The organism is Natronohydrobacter thiooxidans, assembly GCF_001884735.1.
GTDB classification, from domain to species: domain Bacteria; phylum Pseudomonadota; class Alphaproteobacteria; order Rhodobacterales; family Rhodobacteraceae; genus Roseinatronobacter; species Roseinatronobacter thiooxidans_A.
Genome location: NZ_MJAP01000013.1, coordinates 214,697 through 230,274 on the forward strand (window position 1 = coordinate 214,697; position 15,578 = coordinate 230,274).

The window sequence follows — 15,578 nt, forward strand, 5'->3', positions numbered from 1 at the left end:
ATCATAGATCCGTGAGGCGGGTCTCAGGTGAAGCGGACCTTGCCGATAAAGGGCAGGTTGCGGTTTCTTTGGGCATAATCAATGCCGTAGCCGACGACGAATTCATCGGGGATCTCGAATCCGGTCCATGTGGCCTTGATCTCGACCTCGCGGCGCGAGGGTTTGTCGAGAAGCGCGCAGACTTCCAGCCGGGCGGGGTTGCGCGCGAGCAGGAGTTGCAGCACATGGCTGAGGGTGAAGCCGGTATCGACGATATCCTCGACCACCAGCACATCGCGCCCCTCGATCTGGCCGGAGAGATCCTTGAGGATGCGCACTTCGCGCGAGGAGCGGGTGCTGTCGCCATAGCTGGAGGCTTCGAGGAAATCGACCTCGACCGGCAGGTCGATTTCGCGCACCAGATCGGCGATGAAGACGAAAGAGCCGCGCAAAAGCCCCACGACCACGAGTTTCTCGGTGCTCTGGAAGCTGCGCGATATTTCCTCGGCCAGTTCCTCGACCCGTGCGGCGATTTGCTTGGCGGAGATCATCTGGTCGATGACATAGGCTGGCTGCGTCATAACTGCCCCTTGATTTTTCGGTCTGACTTTAGGACATGGGCGCGGAGCAGGACAAGAGCAGAGCATGCCCAAACATACCGAACATCGCCATATGCCCTATGAGGCGGGACAGATTTTCGATCTGGTGGCGGATGTGGCGCGCTATCCCGAATTTCTGCCCTGGACCGCGGCGGCGCGGATCCGGTCGCGCAGGCCGATTGCGGGGGGCGAGGAGATCGAGGCGGATCTGGTGATTTCCTTCAAGGTGTTTCGCGAGCGATTCGGCTCGCGCGTGCGGCTTTACCCCGAAGCGGGCAAGATCGACACGGCCTATCTGGACGGGCCGTTCAAATATCTGATCTCGCATTGGCAGGTGCGGCCTGCCGAGGGGGGCGGCTGTGTCGTGGATTTCTCGGTTGATTTCGAGTTCCGCAATCCGGTGCTGCAAAAGCTGATCGGGGTGGTGTTCGATCAGGCGATGCGCCGGGTTGTGAGCGCGTTCGAGGCGCGGGCGAAGGCGCTTTACGGGTGAGGGGGGCGTAGGGTGCGTGCTGTAGCACGCACCTTACCTTGCGTCGTCGCCAAGCGCTGCGGCGAGCAGGTTCAGGGCATGGGTGACACTGGCCGCGCGCACCCGAGCACGGCCAAGCGGGCCGAAATCGACGGTTTCGGTACGGGTGCCGTCGGGCCGCGCGATGCCGAAACAGACGCGGCCTTCGGGTTTGTGCTCGGACCCGCCGGGGCCTGCGATGCCGGTGACGGCGACGGTGATTGTCGCATTGGCGCGGGCCAGCGCGCCTTCGGCCATCTCTTGCGCCACCTGTTCCGAGACCGCGCCATGGGCGGCAAGGGTTTCAGGTCGCACGCCCAGCATCTCGGTCTTGGCGGCGTTGGAATAGGTGACGAAGCCGCGATCCACCACATCCGACGATCCGGGGATATCGGTCAGCGCGGCACTGATCATGCCGCCGGTGCAGCTTTCGGCGGTGGCGATCCGCGCTCCGGCGGCGCGGGCCAACGCCAGAAGCTCGGCGGGGCTCATGCCCCCATGATCCCATGTGCGACCACGGCGGCCACGGCCACGACCATTGCCGCCAGCGCGCCTGCGATGATATCATCGAGCATCACGCCCAAGGGCGTGTGCATCCGGTCGGCCAGCCCCACCGGCCCCGGTTTCCAGATGTCAAAGGCGCGGAAGGCGAGAAACGCCACCACCCAGCCCGGCCAGAGTGCGGTGATCGGCACGCCCTGCATCATCGCCCCAAGCGAGACCGGCCAGAGCGCGAGCCATTGACCGGCCACTTCGTCGATGACGATCTCCGAGGGGTCCGGGTCATCGAGGCCGCGGGTTTCCTGCACCGTCGCCCACCAGCCGATCAGGAAGACAAGCACTGTGGCGAGTGCCAGCAGCGCGAAGCCGCCGATCTGGTGGATCGCCCATGCCGCGGGCAGGGCTGCGAGCGAGCCCCAAGTTCCGGGGGCCGGGCGCAACAGGCCCGCGCCGAAGAAGGTGGCGATGAGGCGGGTGGGGGTCATGCTGTCTCCTTTGCGATCAGGCAGGCGGTGGCGAGGGCGGCGATCCCTTCCTCGCGGCCGGTGAAGCCAAGGCGTTCGGAGGTGGTGGCCTTGACCGAGATGCGGCTGGTGTCGAGGTCCATGATCTGCGCGAGTTTTTCCTGCATCGCCGCGGCATGGGGGCCGATTCTGGGGCGTTCGCAGACCAGTGTCACATCACAATTGCTGATGCGAAACCCCATGCTCGCGGCCAGATCGACCGCATGGCGCAGGAAGATATGGCTTGCCGCGCCCTTCCATTGCGGATCACTGGGCGGGAAATGGCGGCCGATATCGCCCTGAGCGAGCGCGCCATAGATTGCGTCGGTCAGCGCATGCATGCCGACATCGGCGTCGGAATGGCCATCGAGCGCGCGGTCATGGGGCACGAGGATGCCGCAGAGCCAGCAGCCCTCGCCGCTGGTGAAACGGTGCACGTCATAGCCATTGCCGAGGCGGATATCCATGTCGGTCTGTCCTGTTCAGGCCCCGAGAAGCCGCGCGGCGCGGGCGAAATCGGGGGCATAGGTGAGTTTGAAATTATCCTCGCAGCCCGGCGTGATCGCGACGCGCATGCCTGCGGCGCGGGCGATTTCCACATCATCGGCGGCGGGGCCGGAATGGGCGCGATGGGCCTGCAGGATAGCGGCAAAGTGAAAGCCCTGCGGGGTCTGGGCGCGGTAGAGACCGTCGCGCGGGGCGGTGTCCTGCACGAGGCCGTTCTGCCCGCGCCAGAGCGCGTCGATGACGGGCAGGGCGGGGGCGGCGCCCTCGCTGGTCTGAAGCGCTGTGATCACGCCTGCGATGACGGCGGCGCTGACCAGCGGGCGCGCGCCGTCATGGATCAGCACCAGATCGGGGGGGCTGTCGCTGAGGGATTCGAGCGCGGCGCGGACTGAGGCGGCGCGGTCGGCCCCGCCGGTGACGGCAATCTCGCCGGGGCGCAGCAGGGCTTCGGCCTGATCGCGGTCCTCGGGGTGGATGGCGAGCACGAGCCGCGTGAGCCCCGCCTTGCGGAAAGCGTCGAGCGTCCAGGCCAGAACCGGGCGGCCCGCAAGCGGGCGCCATTGTTTCGGCCCGCCCGGTCCGGCACGGGTGCCGCGCCCTGCGGCGACGATGATTGCGGCGAGTGTCTGTGCCATGCGCCCCTCGGCTGGTGATGCGCCCAGCTATAGGCCGAAGCGGGGCTTGCTGACAATCCGCGCGTCTGCCGGAAAAATATGCACAATTTTTCATCACATGATGAAATTCGCGTCAGCCTTTTGCCGAAGGCATTTGCGTGATCGGTCCCGGCAGACTAGGACAGGGGCAAGAGAATGCAGGATGACCTGATGCAGAGGAACGAGAGCCGCGCAGACTATCCGCCCCATGCGGGGTTGGCGGCGCTGGGGATTGCGCCGCCGGTGCTGCTGGCCCCGCTGGCGGGAATCACCGATCTGCCCTTCCGCCGGGTTGTTGCCGGATTCGGGGCCGGGCTGGTGGTCTCGGAAATGGTGGCCAGTCAGGAGATGGTGCAGGCCAAACCCTCGGTCCGGGCCAAGGCGCGGGCGGAACTGGGTCTGGGCGAGGCACGCACCTCGGTCCAGCTTGCCGGGCGCGAGGCGCATTGGATGGCGGAAGCCGCGCGCATGGTCGAGGCGGGTGGCGCGGAGATCATCGACATCAATATGGGCTGTCCTGCCAAGAAGGTGGTGGGCGGCATGTCGGGATCGGCGCTGATGCGCGAGCCGGATCATGCGCTGCGGCTGATCGAGGCGGTGGTGGGCGCGGTCAGGGTGCCGGTGACGCTGAAAACCCGGCTGGGCTGGGATGATGATTGCCTGAATGCCGCGCAGATCGCGCGGCGGGCGGCAGAGGCGGGCGTGCGGATGGTCACGATCCATGGACGCACGCGCTGCCAGTTCTACAAGGGCCGCGCCGATTGGGCGGCGATTGGCGAGGTGGTCGCGGCGGCGGGCGTGCCGGTGATCGCCAATGGCGATATCGTGAGTGTCGAGGCCGCGCGGGCGGCGCTGGGGCAATCGGGCGCGGCGGGGGTGATGATCGGGCGGGGCGCGCAGGGGCGGCCGTGGCTCTTGGCTGAGGTGGCGGCAGAGTTGTTCGGTACGGCGGCGCCTGCGCGCCCGAGTGGCGCGGCGCTGGTCGCGCTGGTGGCCGGGCATTACGAGGCGATGCTTGATTTTTACGGGCGCGATCTGGGGATGAAGAACGCGCGCAAGCATCTGGGCTGGTATGTCGAGGCGGCGCGGGGATCTGCTGCCCTGCGCCACCGGCTGCTGACAGCGCGCGATCCGGACGAGGTGTTGCGCCTGCTGCCCGAGGCGCTGGAGCCTTGCGATGATCTGGAGTGCGCCGCATGACGCCACCGGCCACCGGCACGATCTGGGCGGCCTTGCCCCTGCCTGCGCTGATGATCGGGCTGCAGGGCGGGGTTGAGTGCATCATAGATTGCAACCCGGCGGCGGAGCAGTTCCTGAGCCTGTCGCGCCGGTCGGTGCTGGAGCGGCCGCTGGCGCGGATCATCGAGATTGACGCGCCGATCGAGACGGCACTGGCGCGCTGTCGCGAGAATCGCGCACCGGTTTTCATCAATGATGTGCCGGTCAGTCTGGGCGAGCGTTCGGGCGGGCATTGCGCGATTCATCTGGCGCTGATGGGGGATCGGCGCGATCTGGTGCTGATGCTGATGACCCCGCGCGATATTGCCGGCAAGCTGGGCAAGGCGGATGGGATCCGCCATGCCGCGCGCTCGGCCATCGGCATGTCGCAGATGCTGGCGCATGAGATCAAGAACCCGCTGGCGGGGATCACCGGGGCGGCGCAACTTCTGTCGATGGGGCTCTCGGGCGAGGACCGGGGGCTGACCGATCTGATCGTGGCCGAAACCCAGCGGATTGTGAAGCTTCTGGATCAGGTCGAGCAATTCGGCAACCAGCGCCCGCCCGATTGCCGGGCGGTGAATATCCACGACGTGCTGGAGCGCGCGCGGCGCTCGGCTGAGGTGGGATTCGCCGCGCATATGCGGATTGTCGATGCCTATGATCCGTCGCTGCCGCCGGTCTGGGCGGATGGGGACCAGTTGCTGCAGGTGTTTCTGAACCTGCTGAAAAACGCGGCTCAGGCCAATCTGCTGGGCGGGCGGATCGAGCTGCGCACGTTTTTCGAGCAGTCGCTGCGGCGGCGCGGGGCGAGCGGCAAGGATGTGGCGCTGCCCATTCATGTCGAGGTGATTGATGATGGTCCCGGCCTGCCGCCCGAGATTGCCGATGAAGTTTTTGATCCGTTCGTGTCGGGGCGCGAGAATGGCACCGGGCTGGGGCTGGCGCTGGTCTCGAAGATCATCGCCGCGCATGATGGCTGGATCACTGTGGAAAGCAGGCCGGGACGGACGATGTTCCGCGTCTCGCTGCCGCGTGCGCGCGACCCTGAAATGACCGGAAGTCCGAAATGACCGAGAGCAAGGAGAGGCCCTGATGGACGGCACAGTTCTGGTGGCTGACGATGACCGCACGATCCGCACCGTGCTGACTCAGGCGCTGACGCGGGCGGGCTGCAAGGTGCATGCCACTTCCAGCCTGACGACGCTGATGCGCTGGGTCGAGGAGGGGCGCGGCGATCTGGTGATCACCGATGTGATGATGCCCGATGGCAACGGAATCGAGATGATCCCCAAGATCAGCAAGGAGCGCCCCGATCTGCCGGTGATCGTGATTTCGGCACAGAATACGATCATGACGGCGATTCAGGCCAATGAGGTCGATGCGCATGATTATCTGCCCAAACCGTTCGACCTGCCGGATCTGCTGAAACGCGCGGGTGCGGCGATGAAGAACCGGCGGCTGATCTCGGCGGCGGAGGCGCCGCAGCGCCCTTCGCCCGCGCCGCGCGGCGATATGCTGAGCATGGATGCCATACCGCTTGTCGGGCGCACGCCGGTGATGCAGGAGCTGTACCGGCTGATCGCGCGGGTGATCAATTCGACGATGCCGGTCTTGATCATCGGCGAATCGGGTACGGGCAAATCGCTGATCGCGCGCACGCTGCATGATCTGTCGGACCGGCGCAGCCAGCCTTTTGTGACCGCGAATTCCGAGGATCTGCAGAGCGCGGACGGGGCCCAGTCGCTCTTGTCGCGGGTGCGGGGGGGCACGCTTCTCTTTGACGAGCTGACCGCCTATGACACGGATGCGCAATTGCGCGCGGCGCGGCTACTGGATGCGCTGCCCGAGGACGGGCCGCGGGTGATGGCCACGGCGCAGGGCAATCTGACGCGGGCGCTGGCCGAAGGGGCGCTACGCGAGGATCTCTATTACCGGCTGGGCGGTGTGGTGCTGAATGTGCCCAGCCTGCGCGAGCGGATCGACGATCTGGAACCGTTGGCCGCGCATTTTCTGGGGCAGGCGGCGGATGAAGGGGCGAGCCAGCGCAGCCTGTCGCCCGAGGCGATGGAACTGGTGCGCAGCTATTCCTGGCCCGGCAATGTGCGCCAGTTGCAGAACACATTGCGGCGGCTGAGCCTGACCCAGAGCGATCCGGTGATCACCCGCGCCGAGATCGAAGGCGCGCTGCAGAGCCAGCCCAGCGCTGCGGTGATGGGTGAGCGCTTCACCGATGAGACGCTTTCGGATTCGGTGGGACGGCATCTGAAGCGCTATTTCGACCTGCATGGGCAGGAATTGCCGCCGCCCGGCCTCTATGGGCGGATCCTGCGCGAGATGGAGATCCCGTTGATCGAGATTGCGCTGGATGCAACCGGCGGCAATCAGGCGAAATGCGCCGATCTGCTGGGGATCAACCGCAACACGCTGCGCAAGAAGATCACGGAACTGGATATTTCCGTGTCGCGGCGGCGCAAGCTGGCCTGAGGGGGGCAGGAGCGCCCGCTCACGGCCCGCCCGCCCTGCCCATGCCATTCGCGGGCGCTGCCCATGCCGGGGGCATGGGCGGGCAGGATTGCTGCGGGTCTTCGCGCCTGTCAACCGGCGCTGTGCTGTTCGAGTTTCCAGTTCAGGCCCGCGCGTACAGCGGGCCATTCCGAGGCGATGATGCTGTAGACACAAGTATCGCGCAGGCTGCCATCGGCAAGCCGCATATGCTGGCGCAGCACGCCATCGAGCTTTGCGCCCAGCCGCTCGATGGCCCGCCTGCTTTGCTGATTGTGGAAATGCGTGCGGAATTCGACCGCGATGCAGCCGAGGCGCTCGAAAGCATGGGTGAGCAGGAGAAGCTTGGCTTCGGTATTGAGCGCCGTGCGCTGCACGCGGCGGGCAAGCCATGTCGAGCCGATTTCCAGACGCGGGGTCGCAGCGTCGATATTCATATAGGTGGTCATGCCGACGGCCTGACCGGTGGCGGGGTCGATGACCGCGAAGGGCAGCATCGTGCCTGCCGCCTGAAGCGCCAGACGGCGCGCGATTTCTGCTTCCATCGCCTCTGGCCGGGGGATGGTGGTATACCACAGGCGCCAGAGCGCGCCCTCGGTCACGGCCTGAACGAGATCGTCATGGTGCCGGGGGTCGAGCGGGTACAGCGCGACATGGCGCCCGGAGAAGGTGATCGGGCCGAGATCTATCATCATCATGTCCTGAAATGGTTCTGGCTTCGCGGGGAGAAGAGCGCAATCACTGCGCGCTGTCCAGAGGGGGCGCTGGGGCGGGGTAGGGTGCGTGGGGACCACGCACCTTACGTCTAGCCGCCCGTATGGCTCATATGGCGCGAGACCTGACCGGCGACGGATTGGCGCGAATAGTCGAAATCATGGCCTTTGGGTTTGCGGGAAATGGCGTTGCGGATGGCCGTTTCCAGCAGGTCATTTTCCGGCGCGGCGCGCAGCGGCGCGCGCAGATCGGCCATATCCTCTTGCCCGAGGCACATATACAACTCTCCCGTGCAGGTGAGGCGCACGCGGTTGCAGCTTTCGCAGAAATTATGCGTGAGGGGCGTGATGAAGCCGATTTTCTGGCCGGTCTCTTCCAGTCGCACATAGCGCGCCGGGCCGCCCGTGCGTTCCGCCAGATCGGTCAGCGTGTAGCGTGTCGCGAGCCGGGCGCGCAGATCCTTGAGCGACCAGTATTGATCGAGCCGGTCCTCATTGCCCAGATCACCCATCGGCATGACCTCGATCCAGGTCATGTCCATATCCTCGCGCGCGCACCATTCGGCGAGGCTGAACAGCTCGTCCTCGTTGAAGCCCTTGAGCGCCACCGCGTTGATCTTGACCCGCATCCCGGCTTCCTGCGCCGCGGCGATGCCGTCGAGCACCTGCGAAAGCCTGCCCCAGCGGGTGATGGCGGCGAATTTCGTGTCATCGCGGGTGTCGAGCGAGACATTGATCCGGCGCACGCCGCATTCGGCCAGCGCGCGGGCATGTTTGCGCAACTGGCTGCCATTGGTGGTCAGGGTCAGTTCCTGCAGCGCGCCGCTGTCGAGATGGCGCGACATGGCACGGAAATAGGTCAGGATATCCTTGCGCACCAGCGGCTCGCCGCCGGTGATGCGCAGTTTCTGGACCCCCAGCCGGATGAAGGTCGAACTCATCCGGTCGAGTTCTTCCAGCGTCAGAAGCTCTTTCTTCGGCAGGAAGGTCATGTTCTCGGACATGCAATAGACGCAGCGGAAATCGCAGCGATCCGTCACCGAGACGCGCAGGTAAGAGATCGGGCGGGCGAAAGGGTCGATCAGGGGGGCTGTCATGCAAGGTAATCTAGCGATCACGCTTGGGTGCGGCAAGGGGCTTGGGCATTGCAGGGTGCAGGTATTGGCGGTATGTCATGCGGCATGATGGTACGGTATTCTTCTGCTATGCTGCTGGGTGCGGCGCTGGTGCTGGGCGGTTGTGCGCAGCTTTCCAGCCTTGGGCGCGGCGGGGGCGATGCGCAGGCGGTCGCTGTGCAAAGCCCTGATGAGGCGACGGCACGCCCGCAAACCCGCCCGGACGGCGGAGTTGCGGCAGGGCTGGGACGTGCAGGGCTGCAGGCCGCAGCGCTCGATCAGACCAGCGCTGAAGAGCGCGCTGCGGCGCTGGCTCCCCCTGCCGCGCGCACGCAGCACCTGGGCGAGACGCTGGCCAGTCTGGGCAGCCCGTCCGAGCCGGGGCTGTGGTTGCGCACCGGTCTGGTGACGCGGGTGACGCAGGGGCGGATCGAGTTGCCCGATGGCAGCAGATCGTTGCGGGTGGAGTTGCGGCCCTCGGGCGCGGAGGCCGGGTCGGGCAGTCAGCTTTCGCTTTCGGCTTTCACCACATTGGGCCTGCCGCTGACGCAACTGGTGACATTGCAGGTCTACGCGGAATAAACTGGCGCGGCGGTCAGGATCAGCCCCGGTCGGTCGGGATCCATATCCGTCTGAACCGGTCTGTCCTGCCCTGTCAGGGGCAGAAGCGCGACCAGCGTGGCGAGCAGGATCGGCGCGAGGCGGGGGCGTGCCCAGCCCCGGCGGGCAAGAACCACTGCGTCACAGACCAGCATGTCGCTTGCCTGCTCTGACCGGGTGGTCTGGCCGCGCAGGAGCGCAAGCCGGTGGTTGCTGCCCCTTGTGGCGATCCAGTTCCAGTTGGCGGTGGCGCGAAACTCGGCGCGCAGGGCCCGGCTGAGGCGGGTATCGTGATAGTCGTCGAGCAGGGTTTCGATCGGGTCCGGCGCGCCCTGCGGATCTGGCCCGTCCTGCCTGCGGCGAAACAGGCGCGGGCGCGCTGCGGGCTGCTCGGTGGTGGGCTGTTGTGGCGGTTTCGCGTCCGGATCGCGGGGGCGCAGGCGGGCATGACGCGGCGCGCGGCGCGGCAGGGGGATCGCGAGCAGGGGCTGGTCGGGCGCCTCGGTTGACAGGCGCTCGAATTCGGGCAGGCTGAGCACAAGCCATTGCGGCAGGGCGATCACGGCTTTCGGCCGGGTGAGGCTGAGGAGCAGATGCCGGATGGCGGCGAGCATCTCTGTTGTTGCGGATATGGCGATGCGCAGGCGCAGCGCCATGTCGTGATGGCTCAGCAGATAGCCGAGCCGCCCGGTTGCGCGGGAGGCCCCGGCCATATCGGGCCGGAAGAAGGCGGCGGTGGTGGGCAGCGGAAAGCTTCCGAAGACGAGCTGCGCGCCGTCGATGCGCAGGTCGAGCCTGCCGGGGCCAAGCGTGGCATGGGAGATCGGCCAGGGCAGGGTGCAAAAGCCGCGCATCGCGAGTTGCAGCGCGTCACGCGGTGCGGCGACGGGGCTGTTGCGCAGGATCAGGCAGATGTCGAGCGCGGCATCCGGGATCGCGCGCAGGAAGGCATCCGGCCTGTCGCGGGGCGCAAGGGGTGGATGGGTGGGGGGAAGCTGCCACTCCGGTAGGGCTGCGTTCTGGATTTGACGCATGGCGGGCTCCTTTCGTCATTCGCCATCAGTCTAGCTCTTTCCCACGCGGAAAGGCGTGAAAACTGCATCGGATTTTAGCGATCTGGCCGGGTCTGGAATCCGCGCGCCGCTGTGGTTTGCGTCTTGCGCCTCTGCGCGGGGAAGCCTAATCCGGGGGCATGCGGATCTTGTTTCTGGGCGATGTGATGGGGCGGGCAGGCCGTCAGGCGGTGGCGGACCGTCTGCCGGGGCTGCGGAGCGCGTGGCGGCTGGATTTCGTGGTCGTGAATGGCGAGAATGCCACCGGGGGCATGGGGCTGTCGCCCGAACATGCCAAGGCGCTTTTCGAGGCCGGGGCGGATTGCGTGACGCTGGGCGATCATGCCTTTGACCAGCGCGCGATGCGCGAATTCGCCGCGCAGGAGGCGCGGATCATCCGGCCGCTGAATTTCGCCAAATCCGGGGCGCCCGGACAGGGCGCGCGGGTCTATGATCTGCCGGGCGGCGCGCGGGTGCTGGTCGCGCAGGTGTTGGGGCAGGTTTTCATGAAACAGCCCTATAGTGACCCGTTCTCGGCCATTGAGCCGGTTTTGCGCACGCATCCGCGCGGCGGGCTGGTACAGGCGGTCATTGTGGATATGCATTGCGAGGCCACATCCGAGAAATATGCCATGGGGCATTGGTGTGACGGGCGGGCCAGTTTGGTGGTTGGCACGCATACGCATATTCCTACGGCGGATGCGCAGATCCTCGGGCGCGGCACGGCGTATCAGACCGATGCGGGCATGTGCGGCGATTATGATTCGGTGATCGGCATGCAGAAGGACGAGCCGATGCGCCGTTTCATCACCGGCATGGCGCAGGCGCGGTTCGAGCCTGCGATGGGCGAGGCCACGCTTTCGGGGGTGCTGGTCGAGGTGGATGCGCGCAGCGGGCAGGCGGCCCATGTCGAGATGGTGCGCATTGGCGGGAGGCTGCCGCAGGCGGGGCCGGACCTGACCGGTAACTGAACCGGGGCGCGGCTGCTGCGAATTGCGGCAGGCATCCGGTTTCGCGCTGGATATGAAGCCGGGTGGCTTGCATCCGGTCGGCAATATGCGACAAGAGCAGATGATGGCGTGGCCATGACCGCGTAGGCATCGGGGGAGATGTATGTTCGGGATCGCATTGGGTGAGGGAACTCAGGCCATCGTGGCCCTGCTGATCGTTGCGGGCATGTTCATCGCTTTCATGCGCGAATCCTATCCGGTGGAAGTGACGGCGATTGGTGGCGCGGTTTTGATGCTGCTGCTGGGCATCCTGCCGCAATCGGCGGCTTTCGCAGCCTTTTCGAACCACGCGCCCTGGACGATTGCGGCGCTTTTCGTGATCGTGGGCGCATTGGTGCGCACCGGCGCGCTGGACTGGATCTCGCAGCTTGCCGCGCGCAATGTCAGCAAGCGTCCGATCCGCACGCTGGCCGTGCTGACCTGCGCGGTGCTGGGGCTTTCGGCTTTTGTCAACAACACGCCGATTGTGGTGGTGATGATCCCGATTTTCATCCAGCTTGCCAAGCAGATGGGCGTTTCTTCGTCCAAGGTTCTGATTCCCCTAAGTTATCTTGCGATTCTGGGGGGCACGCTGACGCTGATCGGCACCTCGACCAATCTGCTGGTCGATGGGGTGGCGCGGGCCAATGGCATGGCGCCCTTCACGGTTTTCGAGATCACCAAACTGGGCCTGCTGATGGCGATTGCCGGAGTGGGCTATCTGGCGCTGATCGGCCATCGTCTGCTGCCCGAGCGGGCCTCGCTGAGCGATGTGTTGGCCGGGCGCGGGCGCAACAAATATTTCACCGAGGTTGCCATTCCCGAGACCTCGCGGCTGATCGGACGCAAGCTGGCCGAGATCGAGATGTTCAAGCGCGAGGGTGCGCGGGTGATCGATGTGCTGCGCGGGGATGCGTCGCTGCGGTTCGGAGATATGACCGACATCATATTGCAGGCGGGTGACAGGGTTGTGCTGCGCACGCAGATGTCCGAGGTTCTGGGCTTGAGGAAAAACCCCGATGTCGAGCGGGTGGCGCATCACAATCCGCCGGATCCGGAAGGGTTGCTGGCCGACCGGGATGTGGACCGGCTGTCCTCGGTTGCGACGGATACGGTCGAGGTGCTGATTTCGCCGGATTGCAAGATGGTCGGGCGGCGGCTGGGCGATATGCGGCTGCGGCGTCGCTACGGGGTCTATCCGCTGGCAGTGCATCGGCGGAACCAGAATATCGGCACGAATTTCGAGAATCTGGTGGTGCGGGTGGGCGATACGCTGCTGCTGGAAGGGGCACCCGAGGATATCGAGCGGCTGGCGCAGGACATGAACCTTGCCGATATTGCCAAACCCACCGAGCGCGCCTATCGTCGCGGCCATGCGCCCATCGTGGTGGGGGTCTTGTGCGCCATCGTGTTCTTTTCGGCATTGGACCTCGCGCCGATCTCGCTGATGAGTTTCCTCGGGGTGGCGGTGGTGCTGCTGACGCGGTGCATTGATGCGGATGAAGCCTTCAGTTTCGTGGACGGGCGCTTGCTGGTCCTGATTTTTGCCATGCTGGCCGTGGGCGCAGGGCTGGAGAATGCGGGCTCGGTGAAGCTGGTGGTGGAGTTCCTGACGCCCTATATGGCGACACTCTCGCCCGTGCTGCTGGTGCTGGCGGTCTATGCGCTGACATCCTTCCTGACCGAGCTGGTGACGAATAACGCTGTGGCGGTGATCCTGACGCCGATTGTCATTGCGCTGGGGCTGGCTTTGGGGATCGATCCGCGTGGGCTGGTGGTTGCGGTGATGATGGGGGCATCGGCCTCTTTTGCGACGCCGATCGGCTATCAGACCAATACACTGGTTTACGGACCGGGGGGCTACAGATTCACTGATTTCCTGCGTATCGGCATCCCGATCAACCTGCTTCTGGCCCTGGTTGCGGCGGTTTTTATCCCGATTTTCTGGCCGCTGTGAGTTCCGGTTCTTCTGCGGCCCGGCCTGTCTGATTTCCGGCCCGTCTGATTTCTGGCCCGTCTGATTTCCGCAGCCTGTGAGCGCGGCGCGCGCTCTGTGACCGCTTTGGTCATACCCTTGCGCTAGTCTGATCCTGCCCTCTGACCGGCCCGCTGGCGGGTCTTGCCAGAGGTGTTTCCTGCGGTGGGGCATAGGGACAGGCAAGAACCATATGAGCAATGACCACAGCCCCGGACCGGGGCCGACACCGGAAAACATGGTGTCCTATTCCGAGCAACTTCTCAATATCAGCATCGCGCGGCTGACCCATCTGATGGAGGGCTATGGCGAGCCGCGGCCGGGTCTGGGCAAGGATCTGGCCGAGGAATTCCGCGGGCTGCGCAAAGCACTGGAGATCGCTTACCATGAACGTGCCAATCTTCAAAAGCTCAAGGGGGTCGAGGCTGCGGCGCGCGGGGCCGAGCTTGACCTTGACGCCGCACGCGCCGAGATCGGACGCAGGCTGGATCTCATCCGCGCCGCCCGAGACCGTGGCGGGGTTCCTTGAGGGGCTGTCGCCCAATGCGCTGGCAGCACTCCCCTGGCTGTTCGAGTTCTGGGCGCAGCCGCATCAATTGCCGCCCGAGGGGGAGTGGCGGACCTGGGTCTGTCTGGGCGGGCGCGGTGCGGGCAAGACGCGCGCAGGCGCCGAATGGGTGCGCGCGCAGGTGGAAGGGGCGCGGCCGCTGGATGCGGGCCGCGCGCGCCGGGTGGCGCTGGTGGCGGAAACCTATGATCAGGCGCGCGATGTGATGGTCTTTGGCGAGAGCGGGATCCTGGCCTGCTGCCCGCCCGACCGCAGGCCCGACTGGGAGGCCACGCGCCGCCGTCTGCTCTGGCCCAACGGGGCGGTGGCGCAATGCTTTTCGGCGTCCGACCCCGAAGCGCTGCGCGGCCCGCAATTTGATGCGGCCTGGTGCGACGAGCTGGCGAAATGGCCCAAGGCGGATGAGGCCTGGGACATGCTGCAATTCGCTTTGCGGCTGGGCGAGGCACCGCGGCAACTGGTGACGACCACGCCGCGCACCCAAGCCACGCTGAAGGCCATTCTGCGCGCGCCCTCGACGGTGCTGACCCATGCCACGAGTGAGGCGAACCGGGCCTTTCTGGCGCCCTCCTTTCTTGAGGAGATCCGCGAACGCTACCGGGGCACGCATCTGGAACGACAGGAGCTGGACGGAGAACTGGTCGAGGATGTCGAGGGCACGCTCTGGCCGATGGCGCTGCTGGAGCGCGCGCGGGTGGAAGCGCTGCCTGCGCTGTCGCGGGTGGTGGTGGCGGTCGATCCGGCGGTGAGTGCGGGGGTGAAATCGGACCTCTGCGGCATTGTCGTGGTGGGGGCCGTGACCGAGGGGCCGGTCGAGGATTGGCGGGCCTATGTGCTGGAAGATGCCTCGCTGCGGGCTTCCTCGCCCAGCGCCTGGGCGCAGGCGGCGCTGGATGCGATGGCGCGGCATGGGGCGGAGCGGATCGTGGCTGAGGTCAATCAGGGCGGCAATCTCGTGGAGCAGGTCTTGCGCCAGATTGACCCGCTGGTGCCGTTCCGCGCAGTGCATGCGACGCGCGGCAAGGTGGCGCGCGCCGAGCCTGTGGCCGCACTTTATGAGCAGGGGCGGGTGTTTCATGCCGCCCGGCTTGGCGCGCTGGAAGATCAGATGATGCAGATGACGGCGCAGGGGTTTCAGGGGGTGGGCAGCCCGGACCGGGTGGATGCGCTGGTCTGGGCCTTGCATGAGGTGATTCTGGGGGCGCGGGTCGCGCGGCCCAAGCTGCGCACGCTGTGAGAGGTCTGTGTTAACGCGGGCGCGCGTTTGGGTGCAGATCAGGGCGAAAGGTGGTTTTCGCGAGCAGGCGGGGGGGCTGTCTGCCCCCCCGTCGCCATTGTGCTTGAACCAATGGCGCAGCAATGGCGACCCCCCCGAGAGTATTTTCGGCAAGAAAATGGGGTTGGGTCGGATGGAGAAAGCCTGAGATGTTCGCGTTTCTGTGCAGGGGCAAGGCCCCGGAGACGGCTGTGACGGTAGGGGCGGAGGCCAAGGCTTCGGCTGTGGCGCCGCTGACCGCTCGCATGGGCTGCGGCGTGGTGGGGCGAGTTGCGCGGTCGAAGCTGCGCACGCTGTGAGAGGTCTGTGTTAAC

General features: G+C 66.0%; 17 protein-coding genes. 9 read left to right on the forward strand and 8 right to left on the reverse strand.

The genetic code is table 11. From position 1 onward, the window contains the following. Positions 1–23: 23 nt before the first annotated feature. Positions 24–560, reverse strand: a complete 537-nt coding sequence (hpt, locus tag BG457_RS10345; RefSeq protein WP_071797061.1) for a hypoxanthine phosphoribosyltransferase — start codon at positions 558–560, stop codon at positions 24–26. Between the two features lie 64 nt (positions 561–624). On the opposite strand from hpt, the gene BG457_RS10350 reads away from it, so the two are divergent. Then, positions 625–1,071: a type II toxin-antitoxin system RatA family toxin gene (locus tag BG457_RS10350; protein ID WP_071797062.1), complete on the forward strand. Its 447-nt coding sequence runs from the start codon at positions 625–627 to the stop codon at positions 1,069–1,071. A gap of 33 nt (positions 1,072–1,104) precedes the next feature. Here BG457_RS10350 and BG457_RS10355 read toward each other — a convergent pair whose 3' ends face one another. Genes BG457_RS10355 through ispD form a run of 4 tightly spaced genes read right to left on the reverse strand, consistent with a single transcriptional unit; the run spans position 1,105 to position 3,235 of the window. Then, the gene (locus BG457_RS10355; RefSeq protein WP_071797063.1) at positions 1,105–1,581 is read right to left on the reverse strand and encodes a CinA family protein; all 477 of its coding nucleotides are present in this window, start codon (positions 1,579–1,581) and stop codon (positions 1,105–1,107) included. Continuing rightward, positions 1,578–2,075 carry a phosphatidylglycerophosphatase A family protein gene (locus BG457_RS10360; protein WP_071797064.1) on the reverse strand — a complete coding sequence of 166 codons (498 nt, stop codon included), beginning with the start codon at positions 2,073–2,075 and terminating at the stop codon, positions 1,578–1,580. Before BG457_RS10360 ends, BG457_RS10355 begins: the two co-directional genes overlap by 4 nt. Then, a complete protein-coding gene (gene ispF / locus BG457_RS20255; protein WP_071797065.1) occupies positions 2,072–2,560 on the reverse strand; it encodes a 2-C-methyl-D-erythritol 2,4-cyclodiphosphate synthase in 489 nt (162 codons plus the stop codon). The genes BG457_RS10360 and ispF overlap by 4 nt, the downstream gene beginning before the upstream one ends. Before the next feature lie 15 nt (positions 2,561–2,575). Beyond that, positions 2,576–3,235 carry a 2-C-methyl-D-erythritol 4-phosphate cytidylyltransferase gene (gene ispD, locus BG457_RS20260; RefSeq protein ID WP_071797066.1) on the reverse strand — a complete coding sequence of 220 codons (660 nt, stop codon included), beginning with the start codon at positions 3,233–3,235 and terminating at the stop codon, positions 2,576–2,578. Between the two features lie 189 nt (positions 3,236–3,424). On the opposite strand from ispD, the gene dusB reads away from it, so the two are divergent. Genes dusB through BG457_RS10385 form a run of 3 tightly spaced genes read left to right on the forward strand, consistent with a single transcriptional unit; the run spans position 3,425 to position 6,958 of the window. After that, a complete protein-coding gene (gene dusB / locus BG457_RS10375) occupies positions 3,425–4,453 on the forward strand; it encodes a tRNA dihydrouridine synthase DusB (RefSeq protein WP_071797099.1) in 1,029 nt (342 codons plus the stop codon). After that, a complete protein-coding gene (locus tag BG457_RS10380) occupies positions 4,450–5,544 on the forward strand; it encodes a two-component system sensor histidine kinase NtrB (protein WP_071797067.1) in 1,095 nt (364 codons plus the stop codon). The genes dusB and BG457_RS10380 overlap by 4 nt, the downstream gene beginning before the upstream one ends. A 22-nt stretch (positions 5,545–5,566) precedes the next feature. After that, positions 5,567–6,958, forward strand: a complete 1,392-nt coding sequence (locus tag BG457_RS10385; RefSeq protein WP_071797068.1) for a response regulator — start codon at positions 5,567–5,569, stop codon at positions 6,956–6,958. Between the two features lie 110 nt (positions 6,959–7,068). Here BG457_RS10385 and BG457_RS10390 read toward each other — a convergent pair whose 3' ends face one another. Together BG457_RS10390 and moaA are read right to left on the reverse strand one after the other, a co-directional pair. Then, positions 7,069–7,671: a GNAT family N-acetyltransferase gene (locus BG457_RS10390; RefSeq protein ID WP_425434922.1), complete on the reverse strand. Its 603-nt coding sequence runs from the start codon at positions 7,669–7,671 to the stop codon at positions 7,069–7,071. Positions 7,672–7,781: 110 nt separating this feature from the next. Next, positions 7,782–8,786, reverse strand: a complete 1,005-nt coding sequence (gene moaA / locus BG457_RS10395) for a GTP 3',8-cyclase MoaA (protein WP_071797069.1) — start codon at positions 8,784–8,786, stop codon at positions 7,782–7,784. 108 nt (positions 8,787–8,894) lie between these two features. On the opposite strand from moaA, the gene BG457_RS10400 reads away from it, so the two are divergent. Next, positions 8,895–9,386 (forward strand): hypothetical protein, encoded by a 492-nt coding sequence (locus BG457_RS10400; protein WP_084657585.1) that lies wholly within the window; start codon positions 8,895–8,897, stop codon positions 9,384–9,386. On the opposite strand, the gene BG457_RS10405 is transcribed toward BG457_RS10400, so the two are convergent. After that, positions 9,374–10,438 (reverse strand): hypothetical protein, encoded by a 1,065-nt coding sequence (locus tag BG457_RS10405; RefSeq protein WP_071797070.1) that lies wholly within the window; start codon positions 10,436–10,438, stop codon positions 9,374–9,376. The genes BG457_RS10400 and BG457_RS10405 overlap by 13 nt on opposite strands. A gap of 158 nt (positions 10,439–10,596) precedes the next feature. Between BG457_RS10405 and BG457_RS10410 the strand changes: the two genes are divergently transcribed. The 4 genes from BG457_RS10410 to BG457_RS10425 all read left to right on the forward strand — a co-directional run bounded on the left by BG457_RS10410 (position 10,597) and on the right by BG457_RS10425 (position 15,225). Beyond that, complete coding sequence (locus BG457_RS10410) at positions 10,597–11,427, forward strand: TIGR00282 family metallophosphoesterase (protein WP_071797071.1); 831 nt, start codon at positions 10,597–10,599, stop codon at positions 11,425–11,427. Between the two features lie 142 nt (positions 11,428–11,569). Next, positions 11,570–13,402 (forward strand): SLC13 family permease, encoded by a 1,833-nt coding sequence (locus tag BG457_RS10415; protein WP_071797072.1) that lies wholly within the window; start codon positions 11,570–11,572, stop codon positions 13,400–13,402. A gap of 211 nt (positions 13,403–13,613) precedes the next feature. Next, a complete protein-coding gene (locus BG457_RS20590; protein WP_071797073.1) occupies positions 13,614–13,949 on the forward strand; it encodes a hypothetical protein in 336 nt (111 codons plus the stop codon). Continuing rightward, the gene (locus BG457_RS10425) at positions 13,867–15,225 is read left to right on the forward strand and encodes a DNA-packaging protein (protein ID WP_245770976.1); all 1,359 of its coding nucleotides are present in this window, start codon (positions 13,867–13,869) and stop codon (positions 15,223–15,225) included. The genes BG457_RS20590 and BG457_RS10425 overlap by 83 nt, the downstream gene beginning before the upstream one ends. Positions 15,226–15,578: the final 353 nt, after the last annotated feature.

Excerpts from the sequence above, each read along its gene's own strand:
- hpt (WP_071797061.1), bottom strand. The coding sequence starts at position 560 with ATGACGCAGCCAGCCTATGTCATCGACCAGATGATCTCCGCCAAGCAA.
- BG457_RS10350 (WP_071797062.1), top strand. The coding sequence starts at position 625 with ATGCCCAAACATACCGAACATCGCCATATGCCCTATGAGGCGGGACAG.
- BG457_RS10355 (WP_071797063.1), bottom strand. The coding sequence starts at position 1,581 with ATGAGCCCCGCCGAGCTTCTGGCGTTGGCCCGCGCCGCCGGAGCGCGG.
- BG457_RS10360 (WP_071797064.1), bottom strand. The coding sequence starts at position 2,075 with ATGACCCCCACCCGCCTCATCGCCACCTTCTTCGGCGCGGGCCTGTTG.
- ispF (WP_071797065.1), bottom strand. The coding sequence starts at position 2,560 with ATGGATATCCGCCTCGGCAATGGCTATGACGTGCACCGTTTCACCAGC.
- ispD (WP_071797066.1), bottom strand. The coding sequence starts at position 3,235 with ATGGCACAGACACTCGCCGCAATCATCGTCGCCGCAGGGCGCGGCACC.
- dusB (WP_071797099.1), top strand. The coding sequence starts at position 3,425 with ATGCAGAGGAACGAGAGCCGCGCAGACTATCCGCCCCATGCGGGGTTG.
- BG457_RS10380 (WP_071797067.1), top strand. The coding sequence starts at position 4,450 with ATGACGCCACCGGCCACCGGCACGATCTGGGCGGCCTTGCCCCTGCCT.
- BG457_RS10385 (WP_071797068.1), top strand. The coding sequence starts at position 5,567 with ATGGACGGCACAGTTCTGGTGGCTGACGATGACCGCACGATCCGCACC.
- BG457_RS10390 (WP_425434922.1), bottom strand. The coding sequence starts at position 7,671 with ATGATGATAGATCTCGGCCCGATCACCTTCTCCGGGCGCCATGTCGCG.
- moaA (WP_071797069.1), bottom strand. The coding sequence starts at position 8,786 with ATGACAGCCCCCCTGATCGACCCTTTCGCCCGCCCGATCTCTTACCTG.
- BG457_RS10400 (WP_084657585.1), top strand. The coding sequence starts at position 8,895 with ATGCTGCTGGGTGCGGCGCTGGTGCTGGGCGGTTGTGCGCAGCTTTCC.
- BG457_RS10405 (WP_071797070.1), bottom strand. The coding sequence starts at position 10,438 with ATGCGTCAAATCCAGAACGCAGCCCTACCGGAGTGGCAGCTTCCCCCC.
- BG457_RS10410 (WP_071797071.1), top strand. The coding sequence starts at position 10,597 with ATGCGGATCTTGTTTCTGGGCGATGTGATGGGGCGGGCAGGCCGTCAG.
- BG457_RS10415 (WP_071797072.1), top strand. The coding sequence starts at position 11,570 with ATGTTCGGGATCGCATTGGGTGAGGGAACTCAGGCCATCGTGGCCCTG.
- BG457_RS20590 (WP_071797073.1), top strand. The coding sequence starts at position 13,614 with ATGAGCAATGACCACAGCCCCGGACCGGGGCCGACACCGGAAAACATG.